General features: G+C 39.1%; 14 protein-coding genes and 1 riboswitch. Of the genes, 2 read left to right on the top strand and 12 right to left on the bottom strand.

Translation table 11 applies throughout. From position 1 onward, the window contains the following. Positions 1–4 precede the first annotated feature (4 nt). The 6 genes from MKX72_RS09975 to MKX72_RS09950 form a co-directional block, all read right to left on the bottom strand. Positions 5–613, bottom strand: coding sequence for an adenosylcobinamide amidohydrolase (locus MKX72_RS09975; RefSeq protein ID WP_048021298.1), 609 nt, complete (start codon positions 611–613; stop codon positions 5–7). An 88-nt stretch (positions 614–701) separates the two neighbouring features. Then, complete coding sequence (locus MKX72_RS09970; RefSeq protein WP_028413644.1) at positions 702–1661, bottom strand: ABC transporter substrate-binding protein; 960 nt, start codon at positions 1659–1661, stop codon at positions 702–704. Between the two features lie 259 nt (positions 1662–1920). Further along, positions 1921–2053, bottom strand: a riboswitch (cobalamin riboswitch). 90 nt (positions 2054–2143) lie between these two features. Beyond that, positions 2144–2458 carry a thioredoxin family protein gene (locus MKX72_RS09965; protein WP_013056696.1) on the bottom strand — a complete coding sequence of 105 codons (315 nt, stop codon included), beginning with the start codon at positions 2456–2458 and terminating at the stop codon, positions 2144–2146. Between the two features lie 188 nt (positions 2459–2646). After that, a complete protein-coding gene (locus tag MKX72_RS09960) occupies positions 2647–3249 on the bottom strand; it encodes a YpjP family protein (protein WP_186808522.1) in 603 nt (200 codons plus the stop codon). A gap of 380 nt (positions 3250–3629) precedes the next feature. After that, a complete protein-coding gene (locus MKX72_RS09955; protein ID WP_155008180.1) occupies positions 3630–4415 on the bottom strand; it encodes a class I SAM-dependent methyltransferase in 786 nt (261 codons plus the stop codon). Positions 4416–4543: 128 nt separating this feature from the next. Continuing rightward, positions 4544–4981 (bottom strand): BrxA/BrxB family bacilliredoxin, encoded by a 438-nt coding sequence (locus MKX72_RS09950; protein ID WP_013056693.1) that lies wholly within the window; start codon positions 4979–4981, stop codon positions 4544–4546. 240 nt (positions 4982–5221) lie between these two features. On the opposite strand from MKX72_RS09950, the gene MKX72_RS09945 reads away from it, so the two are divergent. Continuing rightward, on the top strand, positions 5222–6106 hold the full coding sequence (locus tag MKX72_RS09945; RefSeq protein ID WP_098626770.1) for a polysaccharide deacetylase family protein: 885 nt from the start codon (positions 5222–5224) through the stop codon (positions 6104–6106). A gap of 30 nt (positions 6107–6136) precedes the next feature. Here the strand turns inward: MKX72_RS09945 and MKX72_RS09940 are convergent, their stop codons facing one another. From MKX72_RS09940 to MKX72_RS09915, 6 genes are all read right to left on the bottom strand, one after another. Then, entirely contained in the window at positions 6137–7261 is a 1125-nt protein-coding gene (locus tag MKX72_RS09940; protein WP_034269350.1) for a conserved virulence factor C family protein, read from the bottom strand. Between the two features lie 63 nt (positions 7262–7324). Next, a complete protein-coding gene (locus MKX72_RS09935; RefSeq protein WP_033578764.1) occupies positions 7325–9223 on the bottom strand; it encodes an ABC-F family ATP-binding cassette domain-containing protein in 1899 nt (632 codons plus the stop codon). Beyond that, positions 9204–9857, bottom strand: coding sequence for an HD domain-containing protein (locus tag MKX72_RS09930; protein ID WP_033578763.1), 654 nt, complete (start codon positions 9855–9857; stop codon positions 9204–9206). The genes MKX72_RS09935 and MKX72_RS09930 overlap by 20 nt, the downstream gene beginning before the upstream one ends. A 124-nt stretch (positions 9858–9981) precedes the next feature. Further along, positions 9982–10458 (bottom strand): glutathione peroxidase, encoded by a 477-nt coding sequence (locus tag MKX72_RS09925; protein WP_028413651.1) that lies wholly within the window; start codon positions 10456–10458, stop codon positions 9982–9984. A gap of 61 nt (positions 10459–10519) precedes the next feature. Further along, on the bottom strand, positions 10520–11038 hold the full coding sequence (locus MKX72_RS09920) for a hypothetical protein (protein ID WP_033578762.1): 519 nt from the start codon (positions 11036–11038) through the stop codon (positions 10520–10522). A gap of 129 nt (positions 11039–11167) precedes the next feature. Further along, a complete protein-coding gene (locus MKX72_RS09915; protein WP_155008181.1) occupies positions 11168–12856 on the bottom strand; it encodes a formate--tetrahydrofolate ligase in 1689 nt (562 codons plus the stop codon). Between the two features lie 351 nt (positions 12857–13207). Between MKX72_RS09915 and metA the strand changes: the two genes are divergently transcribed. Next, positions 13208–14119: a homoserine O-acetyltransferase MetA gene (gene metA, locus MKX72_RS09910; RefSeq protein WP_098112517.1), complete on the top strand. Its 912-nt coding sequence runs from the start codon at positions 13208–13210 to the stop codon at positions 14117–14119. Positions 14120–14266: the final 147 nt, after the last annotated feature.

Here is a 14266-nt window from a genome sequence, read left to right as displayed (position 1 = left end):
TTCTTCACCTCTTTTCCTTAAGTGCCTGCTCTAAGCTTATTTTTACCAGCTTGGCTACCGCTTGACCTAAAGCGGTCATAGAGCCTGCATATTCATATAATGGTCCTTGCTGAGACGCTGCAACTGAGATACTGTCCGTAGATGTTCCCGTAGCAATCGTCTTTGTAGCTGGATCTATGACACCCAGCTGTGACAGCGTTTTTGTTTTGGCTTCTGTAGCGGCAATAAAAAGCTGTAAAAACGCTGCATCCGTAAGCGTGCCTTCCACGAAAAAAAACATATTAATTGTACCGGGAGAGGAATAAAATGGAACAGCTTCGTCAGCTGTAATATCCACTGCGTTTCCTACTCCAGCCGTTATCACGGAAGCTACTCTTACTCCGTAACCTTCATAACAGTAAACCGCTCTTTCTTTTAACCAAACCGCTGTCATCAACCCTACGATTTGCTCATGGCGCACATTTTCTTTCATCAAATATTGCTCATACTCTAAAGAAGGAGTATCTGAATAATAGTCTTTATGAACAAATCGATTGTAAAAGGTGTCCGTTTCCATGATGCCTGTTCCTAAAACGCCTGAGCTGTATGTTTTATAAGAAGTCTCGGTTTTCATGATTAAAAGCTCAGGCCGTTCTTCAATTTTAAGATGTGAAAAGGGACCAATCCCCTTTTCAATTCGAACTGGAATATGGTCCCTCTTTTTATTTATTGTACACCTCAGGGTATACTGCTTTTGCTAAGTCCTCTAAGCCATCTACAATACGAGGTCCTAAGCGGTTGATTTTGTTTTGATCAACCTTTTCGATGTTCCCCTCTTTTACAGCAGTCATGCTGCTCCAAGCGGGACGCTTCATAATCTCATTTTTGTCTGCATCATACGTTGCGATAATAACGTCAGGGTTTAACTTAACAACTTGCTCTTCAGAAAACTTAACCCAACCCTTTTCACTAGCCGCTACGTTATCAGCACCGATCATAGTAAGCATTTCGTTCATGAACGTACCTTTTCCTGTTGTATAAATCTCAGGAGCTCCCGATACCTCTATCCATACTTTTTTACGATCTTCTTTTGAAATCGTTTTTGCTTTTTTCTCAATTGAAGCTACTTTTTCTTTCATGTCTTTAATTGTTTGATTAGCTTCTTTTGTTTTACCCGTTAATTTACCAATTTGCGTAATAGAATCATAAACCGTATCAAACGTTGTTGAATCTTTTACAACAAATACCGGAATACCCGCACTTTCAATTTGTTTAAATACTTCATCTGAAACGCCCATACTTGAAGCGTGTGCCAGCACTAAATCAGGATTTAAAGCAATAACTTTTTCTGCATTAACGTTCATATCTCCCACCTGCGCTTTTTTCTTTACGCTTTTAGGATAATCATCGTTGCTTGTGACACCGACTAATTCTTTTTCAAGGCCAAGGGCATATACAATCTCCGTATTACTTGGCATTAATGAAACAATTTTCTTAGGCTGTTTTTTCAACGTAATTTCTTTATCACGCGCGTCTTTTACCTTCACTGGAAACGCAGCTTGTGACGTTTGTTCTGTATCTTGCTTCGTTTTTTTATCACTGTTGCTTTGGCTGCCTGCACCGCATGCAGCAAGTACGATGACTAACAGCGCAATAATGGAATACGAAAGCCATTTTTTCATCTAAATACTCCCCCTATATATTGTTCATTGTGAATACGAAACCTCCACGTTAAAGAAAAAGCAAATGATCATGCAAAAAGCAGCGCTATCCCGTTTTTTCCGCTTTGACTATGTATACTGCTCGGCAGCAGCTTCAAAATAAAAAAGCTTTACTTTCAATTGAAAGCAAAGCAGGTAACGTCAAGATAAGCAGGAAAAGAATCCGTTCACTATACTTGATATGTATGTTCATTACCCTGCTTCACCCTTCCTCGAAGGTTTCACAGCTAACAATAAGGCAGGTCTCCTGACTTACGCACAAAGCGCTTACAGTGGCGGGACCGCGCTGGTTTTTCACCAGACTTCCCTTTTCACTCAATCTTTAAATTGAGACCTTATTGCTTTACGATTATTCACTTGTCCTAGTATACCCCACTCATCGAAAAATGGAAATAGCCATTCTCACAAAAAAAGCTGCGAGAATGCTCTCGCAGCTTAGGGAATTAAAGAGTTGCTAAAAATTCACGGACCGCTTCAGGCGTTTTAGCATTTGCACTGTGCAGGTGCGCAATTTTTTCACCGTTTTTATATACAAGAAGAGAAGGAATACCCATTACATTGTTTTCAGCAGAAAGTTCTTCAAACTCATCCTTGTCAATTTTAAACCATGCTTTATCTGTATTTTCGTCAACGATTTCATCAATAAACATATCCAAACGTTTGCAATCAGGACACCACGTTGTCGTAAAAATCCCAACGCTTAGTGTTTCATTCTTAATTTGTTCGCGAAATTGTTTTTCTTCCGTAAATTGTTTCATTGTGTTACCTCCAGCGTCTATTCGTTCCTTCCTACAATTCTATAGTAAGAAGTCTGACTTCATTATAAACGATTTTTTTATCGTTGTGCTAATGTTTCAGCTTATTTAGACCATAACGGTTTTAGACGTAAAAAAATGCTAGCTTAAAAAAGCTAACATTTCGAAATTGTAGAATGTTGTGTCTATTATCAGCTGAACCACTTAGGCGGCATGTTTCGGTTCCAATAAATTTTCCCTAAATCATAATGCTTTTGAAAATTATCTGCGGCCGCATGATAGTGAAAATTAAACCAGTATCCATCTTTTGGAGGATTTTCACGCCGTACATGAAACCGTATTAAGTCCTGACCGGTTTCCCGGTCATATACATGGAAAATCTTTTCACCGTAGCCAGCAGCAGGGTGCTCGCTTATCTCGAGATTCTGAATTGACTGTTCACGTTCAGTGCCAATGTCGGTCAGCACTTCTTCAATTTTAGGTAACACTGCTTGACGAAATTCATCTTCAATGACAGGACCAATTTTTGTTCCGAATTTTTCCACTGACTGTTTTTCAGCTGATTCCATTGCATACGTAACAAATGATGAAACGTCTTCATATTTTGATTCTTCATATGGCAAATGAATATCTTCTATAACAGCTGTGACAGGAGTTGTTTCTCTTACATACCCTGCTTTATGTTGCTTGTCCGCTTTTGCATCATCAACGTATAAATATTCTGGTGGAGTGACAAGCCCAAATGTAAATACTGTAATAAATACAATTAGCATTCTTTTTATCCATCTAGGCATTCGTATCTTTCCTTTCTCATCTTTTCCCATATGGTCTTTTCATATTGTAAAATTCATTATCATAACTCACTAGGTATTGTAACATACTTATTAATTTTTTACCTATATTTGCTTATTCATTTATGCTGTCTACGGGCATTTGACGACTTTTCAGTTACCACCTTCCTTCTTCTGTTTGAGGTTGTCACACCGAGCGGAAACCTATACAAGATATTCCTTTTTTGCTGGATGCTTAAACACAAAAGTATTTTTATGTTCAAAAATATATCATACTTTTATGAACTTTAGATGAAATTCATAAAAAAAACTTCCAAAACTTTTTAATTCCTAAAAGGTTTTGGAAGTCTTTTCAATGAGCGTAATTAATTTTACTTTTTTGGTTATTTTTGTATATCGATTGTCCCGTAATGAAATTTTGATGTTTTTCGTTTTTGCACAGTAAATCCATGCTCTTTAAAACGACTGCTTTTCCAATGATCTTTTAGCACGACCTTTTGTTTGGCTACTCTTTTTGCTTCTTGTATAGCCATTGGCGTCAGCGTGGTATACAGTGCTATTGCTTTAATACCATTAATTCCATTCGATTCCTCAATTTGTTCTTGAAACATCGGATCAAAGTAGACAACATCAAAAGAATTATCTTCACAACACGCCAAAAACGATTCAAAATTTTGATGAACCACGTTTATACGCTTCATTGCATCATTCAACTCTTGTACGTCACTTTCCCAATTTAAAAGTCCTTGTTTGACTAAATAAGCTACATAGCGGTTGCCTTCTAGTCCGACAACTTTCCCACTTTTCCCTACCGCTACGCTCGCCATCATACTATCCGATGCAAGACCAAGTGTACAGTCAAGCACGCTCATTCCTTTTTCTAAACCAGCAGCTTCAATAAACGGATCACGTTCTCCCCGCAGCCATCTCTTCACTCTAAACATAGCGGAGTTTGGATGAAAAAAAATAGGTTCCCCTTCATTTTGGACGTGCAACTCTACTCTATTTTTACCGACAACCAGCACGTCTGCCGCTTCAAGATTTTGAAGATCTGCAACAGATTTCTTCTCTCTTGTTACAAAAGGTATACTTAAATCAGCGGCTACCTGTTTGGCTTTTACAATCATCTGTTCATTTGTTCGACCAGCAGTCGTAACAATCACTTTCATAACTCCCCCTACACTGTTTGGCTATTTACATAAAGAAAAAGGATGCCGATAGACATCCTTTTTCTTATAAAGTATATGCGATTTTTCTTTAAAAATCTATATACTAGATGTGACAAAAGCAGGACATTTTATGAACAGTGCTGCTTAAAGCCATTTAAAATGTTTTCAAAAATAACTTCTAACGGCTGACCTTCAATTTCATGTCGAGGAATAAAATGAACAACTTCTTTTCCTTTTAAAAGTGCCATAGACGGTGATGAAGGCTCAATGTCCCCAAAATATTCACGCATTTTAGCTGTTGCTTCCTTATCTTGACCGGCAAAAACAGTTACCACTTGATCTGGTTTTTGCTCAGACTGTAAGTACGCTTGCGTTGCTGCAGGACGTGCTAAACCAGCAGCGCATCCACAAACTGAATTAACGACAACAAAAGTTGTTCCTTCTACGTTTTCCATAAAATCAACTACGGCTTCCTCTGTTGTTAATTCTTCATAACCAGCTTGAGTTAATTCTTGACGCATTGGTTTAACTAACTGACGCATATATTCTTCATATGCCATTGACATATTAACATTCCTCCTAACAATCATTCACGCTAAAAGCATACTATAAAAACCAGGAAAAATCTAGCTACTCACTCTTCAAATCCTTATCGCTGTCCCGTTCTCCTTTTTCATTTGACAAAAAAGATTAAAACCGGGTCATATCATCTAATTTTTTTCCATAAAAATGTCGATTTTTACTATTAATATTCCATTTTTTGTACTATAGTAGTAAATAGTAGTTTAGTAGAAAGGATTTTCAAATTGAACCAGCGATTTAAACCGAACAAACAATTTAAGCCAAACAAACGATTTTATGCATTTTTGTCTTTAGTGTTAGTGATCGTCGCTTCTTTATTTTTTATTACAGGAGCCAAAGGAAGTGAATCCGCTGCATCTCAGCAAGTCTTAGCATCTACTGCATTGCCGCTGAAAGAAGCTGCATCTTCAGCACAACCTGAGAAGCTGCTTAATACACTTCACCATAATATGTATGTAGGAAATACCGTGAACGATCAAAATCAAGCTCTTACACAGCCTGTTTACCTTACGTTTGACGATGGCCCAACGCCTGATACCCTTCACATTTTAGATGCTTTGCGTCAATATAACGTAAAAGCAACTTTCTTTATGTTAAAGTATCAAATTGACGCTCACCCTGAAATTGCTAAAAAAGTAGCACAGGAAGGACATGCCATCGGCTGTCACGGCGTCTCTCATGATATTCATGTCATGTATAGTGAAGACGGCGCCGCGTTAAAAGAAATGCAGGAGTGTCAAGCGACAGTTAAGAAAGTAACCGGTGTTGACAGTAAGTTAATCCGCGTTCCTTACGGCAGCGTTCCTTATTTAAAAGAGCCGCACCGTACAGAGTTGCTAAGCCACTTTAAATTATGGGACTGGAATGTAGACAGTGAAGACTGGGCACTTCGTTCTGCACCTAGAATTATTCAGGGCCTTGAACCTCATATTCAAGGGGTTAACTCCAACGGAAGAACACCCGTCATTTTATTTCATGACAAATCCTTTACGGCACAGTCTCTGCCGACTATTTTGACTTACTTAAAACAGTCCGGTTATCAGCCTATTAAAATTGATAACACGATGCAGCCTATGCAGTTTCCAACTCCCGCTGCAAAACAGTCATAAAAAAAGATCATTCAAGTGAATGATCTTTTTTTATGCTTTTCTGCTTTCCGTCATTTGTTTCCAAACAGAACCTTTTGCTTCTTCTCCGCCTTCGATACGTTCAATCGCTAGCTTGATTTGTAAATCTACCTCAAATTCTTTGTCATTCTCTGCTGCTTTTAATGCAGGAAGAGCCGTCTCATCCCCTACCTCGTATAAATACATCGCTGCACGCCAGCGCACAAGCTTGTTTTTATCACCAAGGGCTTCACACATTGCCGGAATACCTTCTTCAAAACCTAAATCCGACATGCAGTCTCCAGCAGTACGGCGCACAGTGACTGATTTATCTTTTAATGCTTTGTATAAATAAGGCAGTACCGCTTTTGATTCAATCATTCCTAAGTAGACCGTAGCTAAGCGGCGAATAGATGCTTTTTCATCATCAAGCGCTTTATTTAAAACGTCTAAATCAGCTTCTGTTGGATCCATTTGTTCTAAATGGGCATAGCGCACTGACCAATCGTTGTCTTCTAGCATCTCTTCTGTAACTTTATAGGTTTTACGCGGCTGTACCGTTTTTCCGCCTTCTTTTTCTTCTTGTGCATTGGCTACAAGGCGAGTTAATCTTTCTTGCGGATATGCTGCTGCTAATTCTTCCACTACTTCGTCTCCGATAGCCGCTAACTCTCCGTAACGAACGCCTTGTTCTTTCCATTTCCGTTCTAACACTACATTATCTGAAAAGCTTTGAAGCTCTGCTACCGCTTTTGCGAATCGTTCAGGCAGACCAAATCGCTTTTCTTCATTTCCATCCGTTAGCTTAACTTGCATTGGTACGTTTTTGAACATTTGAACGGACACATTGACCTCACCAAAATGCTCATTCATTTTGTGCTGTTCGCTACTGCTTTGCAAATCTTCGCCAAACGCTGCACGAACTTGCGGCAAAATTTGCTTCCAGTCATATTTAGCATTTCGCTCTACTGCTAAGAAGTCCGCTACGTGATAGACTCCTTTTACCCCTTCTACTTTCAAGATGTCTTGAACAACTTCAGGCGCTGCTTCAGCATTTTTTTCCGTATAGTTATTGCTTTTTCCGCCTGATAGCACTTCGTCTAAATTAATTTTCATTGTATTCGGACTTGGCGTTGGCTCAATTGATTTAATGTTCATATCGTATCGTACTCCTCTCATTAAAATTGTAGCATGTGGCTTATACTCAGTCTAACGACTTGTTTACGCGTTTTCAATTTCTTCAATTAGCTCTGAAAGCTCTGCCCAGCGATCAAGCAGTGCATTTAATTCTTCATTTGCTTTTTCTTGTTCTAACGATAGGTTATGCGCTTTTGTATAATCGCTGCCCACCTGTTCAATTTCACTTGTTAAGCGTTCAATTTCTTCTTCTTTTGCTGCAATATGATCTTCGATTTCTTCCCATTCTTTTTGTTCTTTATACGTTAAGCGACGCTTTTTCGTTTTCTCCGGCTGTTTTGGCTTTTCTTCTTTCACTTTAGCCTGCTGAGCCATTGCCTGCTTCTTTTTCACCGCTTCTTCTAATTGATCTGTATAAGCGCCAAAATAAGTCGAAATGTTTCCTTCTCCTTCAAAGACAAGTAAGTAATCTGCTACTTTATCTAAGAAATAACGATCATGCGATACCGTGATAACAACACCTGGAAATTCTTCGAGGTAGTCTTCAAGCACCGTTAGCGTTTGAGTATCCAAATCATTAGTCGGCTCATCTAGCAGTAAAACATTTGGGGATGTCATCAACAATTTCAATAAATATAAACGACGGCGCTCTCCTCCGGACAACTTTTGAATCGGTGTTCCGTGCGTATGTGAAGGAAATAGAAATCTCTCAAGCATTTGCGATGCAGAGATCATTTTCCCATCCGTCGTATGAACAACTTCTGCCGATTCTTTAATATAATCAAGCATGCGTTGATTCAAGTCCATATCATCGCTTTCTTGAGTATAGTAAGCAATTTTAACCGTTTGTCCTCTGTCAATTTCACCGCTGTCCGGCTCAATGCGTCCTGCAATCATATTCAGCAGGGTAGACTTTCCGCTTCCATTTTTTCCGACAATTCCAATTCGGTCTTGTTTTTTCACGATGTGCGTAAAGTCTGAAAGAATGATTTTATTTTCATACGTCTTAGACACATCTTTTAATTCAAACACTTTTTTCCCAAGGCGGCTGCCTGCTAAACTTAAATCCAATGATTCTTTTTCAGAAGAATCGAGTTTTCCCTCTAATTCATCAAATCGCTGAATACGCGCTTTTTGTTTAGTCGTACGCGCTTTTGCTCCTCGGCGAATCCAAGCCAATTCATTGCGATATAAGTTGCTTAATTTTGCTTGAGTTGCTTTTTCCTGCTCTTCTCGAATCGCTTTTCCTTCTAGAAAAGCAGCATAGTTTCCTTTATAGCTATATAAATTTCCACCGTCTAATTCAAAAATTCGGTTTGTAACAGCATCCAAGAAATAGCGATCATGAGTAACAAGCAATACGGCTCCTTGATATTTGGATAAATATTCTTCGAGCCATTTAACCGTCTCATAATCCAAGTGGTTAGTGGGCTCATCTAAAATTAATAAATCAGGTGTTTGAATTAGGCTTTGGGCAATTGACACGCGCTTTTTCTGTCCACCTGAAAGTTCGCCGATTTTTGCACTCATATTTGAAATTCCCAGCTTCGTTAAGATCGACTGTGCGTTAGAATTGGCTTCCCACGCGTTCATCGCATCCATTTTCTGCTGTAAATCATACAGTGTCTGCTGGTTCTTCTCGTTTGCAGAATCTTGCTCTAACGCATATAGAGCTAGCTCATAGTTTTTTAATAAATTAAGAAGGGGCGTATCTCCGCTGAAAACTTGCTCTAAAACCGTTAAGTCTTCATCAAAATCCGGATGCTGAGGTAAATATGTCACGCTGTAGTCTTTAGCATGAACAATATCCCCTTCATCTCCCAGCTCTAGACCTGCGATAATTTTAAGAAGCGTCGATTTTCCTGTTCCGTTTACACCAATTAAGCCGATTCGCTCATTTTCCGTAATTGTAAACGTTAGCTGATGAAACAGCTCTTTTTCTCCATATGTTTTTGTTAAGTTTTCAACAGTCAGCATTTTCATAATGATAATTCCACTCTTTCTTAAATTGAACTAAAAATTCTTTCATATATGTATGTCGCTCTTGCGCTAGAGACCGTGCTGTTTGAGTATTCATTAACGCAGTCAGCTTTAACAACTTTTCATAAAAATGAGCAATAGCCGTTGATTTTCCGTGTCTGTATTCTTCCTCTGTCATCTCACTTCGTACAGCAATGTTTTCGTCATACAGAGCCGTGCCTTTAGAACCTGCATACATAAACGTACGTGCGATACCAATCGCACCAATTGCATCTAAGCGATCTGCATCTTGAACAACTTGACCTTCAAGCGTGGCCATAGCCGGACGGTTTCCGCCTTTAAATGACATCGTTTGTAAAATATGAACGATATGCTTGCAGTTCTCTTCTTCTACGCGCTGACTCTTCAGCCACTCCCGCACTTCTTCATACGCTTTTTCAACATCTTCCACTAGCTTATCATCTACCACATCGTGTAAAAGCGCGGCTAGTTCAATAACTTCCCGGTTGCCGCCTTCTTTTTTATATAAAAGCACTGCATTTCGACGCACGCGATCGATATGCTGCCAGTCATGTCCCGTCGTGTCATGCGCAAGCTTTGCTTGAACCCACTTTTCCGTCTTTTCTATTTTGTTCATTTGCTCACCTCAATTATATCCACCATTATTTTAGCACAAAGTAAGGCGCTCGTCTCACTGACAGCTGAGCACCCTTTGAAAACCCTGGCTGAAAAATAAAAAACAGATGGAGATCCACCTGCTTTTACAGCAATTCTTTTATATCTTTTTGAATATCTTTTGGTGCAGTTTGAGGTGCGTATCGCTTCACGACTTCACCTTGACGATTCACTAAAAACTTTGTGAAATTCCACTTTATCGCTTTAGAACCTAGCAGGCCAGGTGCTTGTTCCGTTAAGTATGCAAATAACGGATGTGCATGCTCACCTTTTACATCTACTTTTGCAAACATTGGAAACGAAACGCCGTAGTTTAACTCGCAAAATTGTTCAATATCATTTGAACTTCCTGGCTCTTGACCACCAAATTGATTGCAAGGAAAACCTAGAACCGTTAGACCGTTTTCTTTTTCTTCTTCATACAGCGCCTGTAAATCTTTATATTGAGGGGTGAAGCCGCATTTGCTAGCTGTATTCACAATCAACAGTACGTCACCTTGATAGTTAGATAGTGATACGTCTTCGTCTTTAATTGTTTTTGCAGAGTATTCATACACGCTCATTAAAACGCCTCCTTTTCCCTATTGTAATTCACTTTATTTCTGAAGTACAACTGAAACGCTCTTATGATTTGTCGTAAAGAACCTTTAGCTGATCAGTCGTTTGCAGCATATAATCAATCATTTCGATTAAATCTCCTACTTGATCTTCGTAAATGAATCGGTTAAAGGTTACCGCAATATTGTTTTCATATTCGTTTCCTCCAACTTCATGAGTAATACGCTGCTTAACCACTCTTGTTGTTCCCCAGATCCTTTCACACATTTCCTGTATGTTTCTAAACTCAGCTTCTTCAAACGGTTTTTGTTTTTTCAGCTGAAAATGAATATAAACTGTACAACCTGGTTTTTCTACACGGGAAGGCGTTAATTCCGCATGAATATTATCTAAGTCGGTTGATAAAGTTAGCGACGCGGTACAGCAAAAATGCTGTTGAAAAGAAATGCGGTACGTTCGAGTAAACTGAGCTAAGTCTACAAAATCTTCGCGATTTGTAACAGATACTTGCCCAGATAAGTCAAGATCATAGATCTCTCCTTCTACAACCACTTTTAAATTATCAAATACAATTGGATCAAACATTTCAACTACTTCCTTTTTTATAAAATACGAACAGTCAACTCTTCTTCTTTCTTGCCAAATTAATTCATAACATACCTGTTATTTTGTTTTGTATCATAAGAAAAGCGATGCCAAGGCATCGCTTTTCTCTTAAAAAATACCTAGTGCATGTCCATTCTCGTCAATATCCATATTGAGCGCAGCAGGTTTTTTTGGAAGTCCAGGCATTGTCATAATTGAACCTGTTAGCGCCACGAGAAAACCAGCGCCGAGCGAAGGACGGAATTCCCTCACTGTAATCTTAAAATCAGTTGGTCGCCCCAGCTTCGTCTGATCATCACTTAACGAATACTGCGTTTTGGCCATACAGATCGGCAGGTGATCCCATCCGTTTGCTTCAAATTGCTGTATTTGCTTTAACGCTTTTGGAGCAAAATCTACGCCTTGTGCTCCGTATACGGTTTTAGCAATAGCTTCTACTTTTTCTGGAATCGAAGCTGACACATCGTAAAGAGGAGAAAACTGACTTTCCGTCTCGTTCATGACTTCAAGAATTTTTTCAGCAAGCATGACGCCGCCTTCTCCACCTTTTTCCCATACTTCTGTTAAAGCAACTGGAACATTCTTTGAAGCACACCAATTCATAAGCGCTTCTACTTCACCTTTTGAATCTGTTACAAAACGGTTCACAGCTACAACATAAGGAACACCGAATGCCTGAATCGTTTCAATATGTTTTTCAAGATTTTCAATTCCTGCTTCTAAAGCCTCAATGTTTTCTTCATTTAAACGCTCTTTAGGAACACCTCCATGCATTTTCAGAGCGCGAATTGTCGCAACGATTACTACCGTTTCTGGTTTAATATCTGCCATACGAGCTTTAATATTTAGGAATTTTTCTGCGCCTAAATCTGCTCCAAATCCCGCTTCTGTTACTACGTAGTCGCCTAGTTTTGCAGCCATTTTTGTTGCAATGACGCTATTGCAACCGTGGGCAATATTAGCAAAAGGACCTCCGTGAATGAGGGCTGGAGTATGTTCCAATGTCTGTACAAGGTTGGGCTTAATCGCGTCTTTTAAAAGAAGAGTAAGGGCTCCTTGTGCACCTAAGTCCGCAACCGTTACAGGCTCATTATCCATGTTGTAAGCTACCACAATGGACGCTAAGCGACGCTTTAAGTCTTGTAAATCTGACGCTAAGCAGAAAATAGCCATAATTTCTGACGCAACCGTAATATCAAAACCATCTTCTCGAGGAACACCTTGCATCGGACCACCTAATCCAATGACAACCTGACGCAGCGCGCGGTCGTTTAAATCAACCACTCGTTTCCACGTAATTTTACGTGTATCAATGCGCAGTTCATTGCCTTGATGTATATGGTTATCCAAAATAGCGGCCAGCGCGTTGTTAGCTGTTGTGATGGCATGCAGGTCTCCAGTAAAGTGCAAGTTAATATCCTCCATTGGAAGCACTTGAGCATAACCGCCTCCAGCGGCACCTCCTTTAATTCCCATTACCGGACCAAGAGATGGTTCACGCATGGCGACAATCGCTTTTTTACCTAATCCATGTAATGCCTGAGCTAAGCCAACCGTCACTGTCGACTTCCCTTCTCCTGCTGGAGTTGGATTAATAGCTGTAACTAAAATCACTTTTCCATCTTGTTTTGTGTGTAAACGTTCCATAACGGATAAAGAAAGCTTGGCTTTATAATGTCCATACGGCTCTAACTCGGCCTCTAAAATATCTAGCTGCTCGGCAATCTCTTTAATCGGTTTAATCGTTGCCTCTTGTGCAATTTGCAAATCACTTTTTATTTGCTTCTTAGTTGTCATATAAAAACCCCTTTTCTGCTGAGAATTCTTTTTAAACACTTCATCAAAAAAGGATAAAATCCGTTTTCTGGGGGAGATATGAAGTTTAATAAATACAGGAACAACTGCTCTATAAATTTTACTGAGTTTCAGTCATGCTAAAAAAGCATAGCAATGCTCCAATTTAACCTTATTGTACCATTTCATTTTAGCCATTACGCATATTAATGCTCTTTTTTTTCAAAATTCAATTGCTTAATATTCTGTATATTCCTATAATAGTATATTGTACATAAATGTTGAACCTCATCTTCACGTGAGAAAGAACATTTATACGCGTCATTACTTCGAAATCGAATAGGAGGAATTTTATTGCCTATTAATATTCCACGTGATCTTCCGGCAAAAGAAATTTTAGAAAAAGAGAGAATTTTCATCATGGACGACGTGCGCGCGGTTAACCAAGAAATTCGCCCGCTTAATATTGTTATCCTAAACTTAATGCCGGAAAAAGAAAAAGCTGAAACGCAATTATTACGTTTACTCGGGAATTCACCGCTGCAAGTGCATATTACACTTCTTTACACGGCAAGCCATAAAGCAAAAACAACGAGTAAAAATCACCTAGATCAGTTTTATAAAACGTTTGAACAAATTAAAGAACGAAAATATGACGGAATGATTATTACAGGAGCACCTGTAGAACATATACCATTTGAAGAAGTAAACTACTGGAAAGAACTTCAAGAAATTATGGATTGGTGTAAAACAAATGTGACTTCTACCCTTCATATCTGTTGGGGAGCTCAAGCCGGACTTTATCATCACTTTGGCATTGACAAGCGACCTCTTTCTGATAAATGCACGGGTGTATTTACACATGTTGTATCGAGTGAAGAACCCATTAAGCTGCTGCGAGGATTTGATGATGTCTTTTATTCTCCTCATTCCCGTCACACTGATGTAGACATGAATGAAGTAAAAAATCATCCTGACCTTGAGCTTCTTTCCTACTCTGAAGAAGCTGGTGTTTATATGGCGATGTCTAAAGACGAAAAGTTTGTTTTCGTGACAGGCCACCCAGAGTACGACGTTCAAACACTGCAAGAAGAATTTCTTCGAGATACAGAAAAAGGACTAGAACCAAAGCTTCCGGAACACTATTTCCCAAACAATGATCCTGACAAAAAACCTTTAAAAACATGGCGTTCTCATGCCAACCTGCTGTTTATGAATTGGTTAAACTATTATGTTTACCAAGAGACTCCATATCTGTGGGAATGAAAGAACCGATCTATCCCAGTGTTCAATTAAATTACGCATGCTCTTTTTCATGTTGAAACTGCAGCGGCCTAGAAATAAAATAGAAAACCTGCCGCTCGTTTAGAGCGCAGGTTTTCTATTTTATTTATTTCCTAATTAAAGCTTTTT

The organism is Priestia sp. FSL R5-0597 (genome assembly GCF_038006305.1).
Taxonomy (GTDB): domain Bacteria; phylum Bacillota; class Bacilli; order Bacillales; family Bacillaceae_H; genus Priestia; species Priestia zanthoxyli.
Note: the sequence above shows the minus strand (reverse complement) of the source record. Positions and strands in the feature narration are given on the sequence as shown.

Bases quoted from the DNA above. Each gene is read 5' to 3' on its own strand.
- MKX72_RS09975 (WP_048021298.1), bottom strand. From the start codon at position 613: ATGAAAACCGAGACTTCTTATAAAACATACAGCTCAGGCGTTTTAGGA.
- MKX72_RS09970 (WP_028413644.1), bottom strand. From the start codon at position 1,661: ATGAAAAAATGGCTTTCGTATTCCATTATTGCGCTGTTAGTCATCGTA.
- MKX72_RS09965 (WP_013056696.1), bottom strand. From the start codon at position 2,458: ATGAAACAATTTACGGAAGAAAAACAATTTCGCGAACAAATTAAGAAT.
- MKX72_RS09960 (WP_186808522.1), bottom strand. From the start codon at position 3,249: ATGCCTAGATGGATAAAAAGAATGCTAATTGTATTTATTACAGTATTT.
- MKX72_RS09955 (WP_155008180.1), bottom strand. From the start codon at position 4,415: ATGAAAGTGATTGTTACGACTGCTGGTCGAACAAATGAACAGATGATT.
- MKX72_RS09950 (WP_013056693.1), bottom strand. From the start codon at position 4,981: ATGTCAATGGCATATGAAGAATATATGCGTCAGTTAGTTAAACCAATG.
- MKX72_RS09940 (WP_034269350.1), bottom strand. From the start codon at position 7,261: ATGAACATTAAATCAATTGAGCCAACGCCAAGTCCGAATACAATGAAA.
- MKX72_RS09935 (WP_033578764.1), bottom strand. From the start codon at position 9,223: ATGAAAATGCTGACTGTTGAAAACTTAACAAAAACATATGGAGAAAAA.
- MKX72_RS09930 (WP_033578763.1), bottom strand. From the start codon at position 9,857: ATGAACAAAATAGAAAAGACGGAAAAGTGGGTTCAAGCAAAGCTTGCG.
- MKX72_RS09925 (WP_028413651.1), bottom strand. From the start codon at position 10,458: ATGAGCGTGTATGAATACTCTGCAAAAACAATTAAAGACGAAGACGTA.
- MKX72_RS09920 (WP_033578762.1), bottom strand. From the start codon at position 11,038: ATGTTTGATCCAATTGTATTTGATAATTTAAAAGTGGTTGTAGAAGGA.
- MKX72_RS09915 (WP_155008181.1), bottom strand. From the start codon at position 12,856: ATGACAACTAAGAAGCAAATAAAAAGTGATTTGCAAATTGCACAAGAG.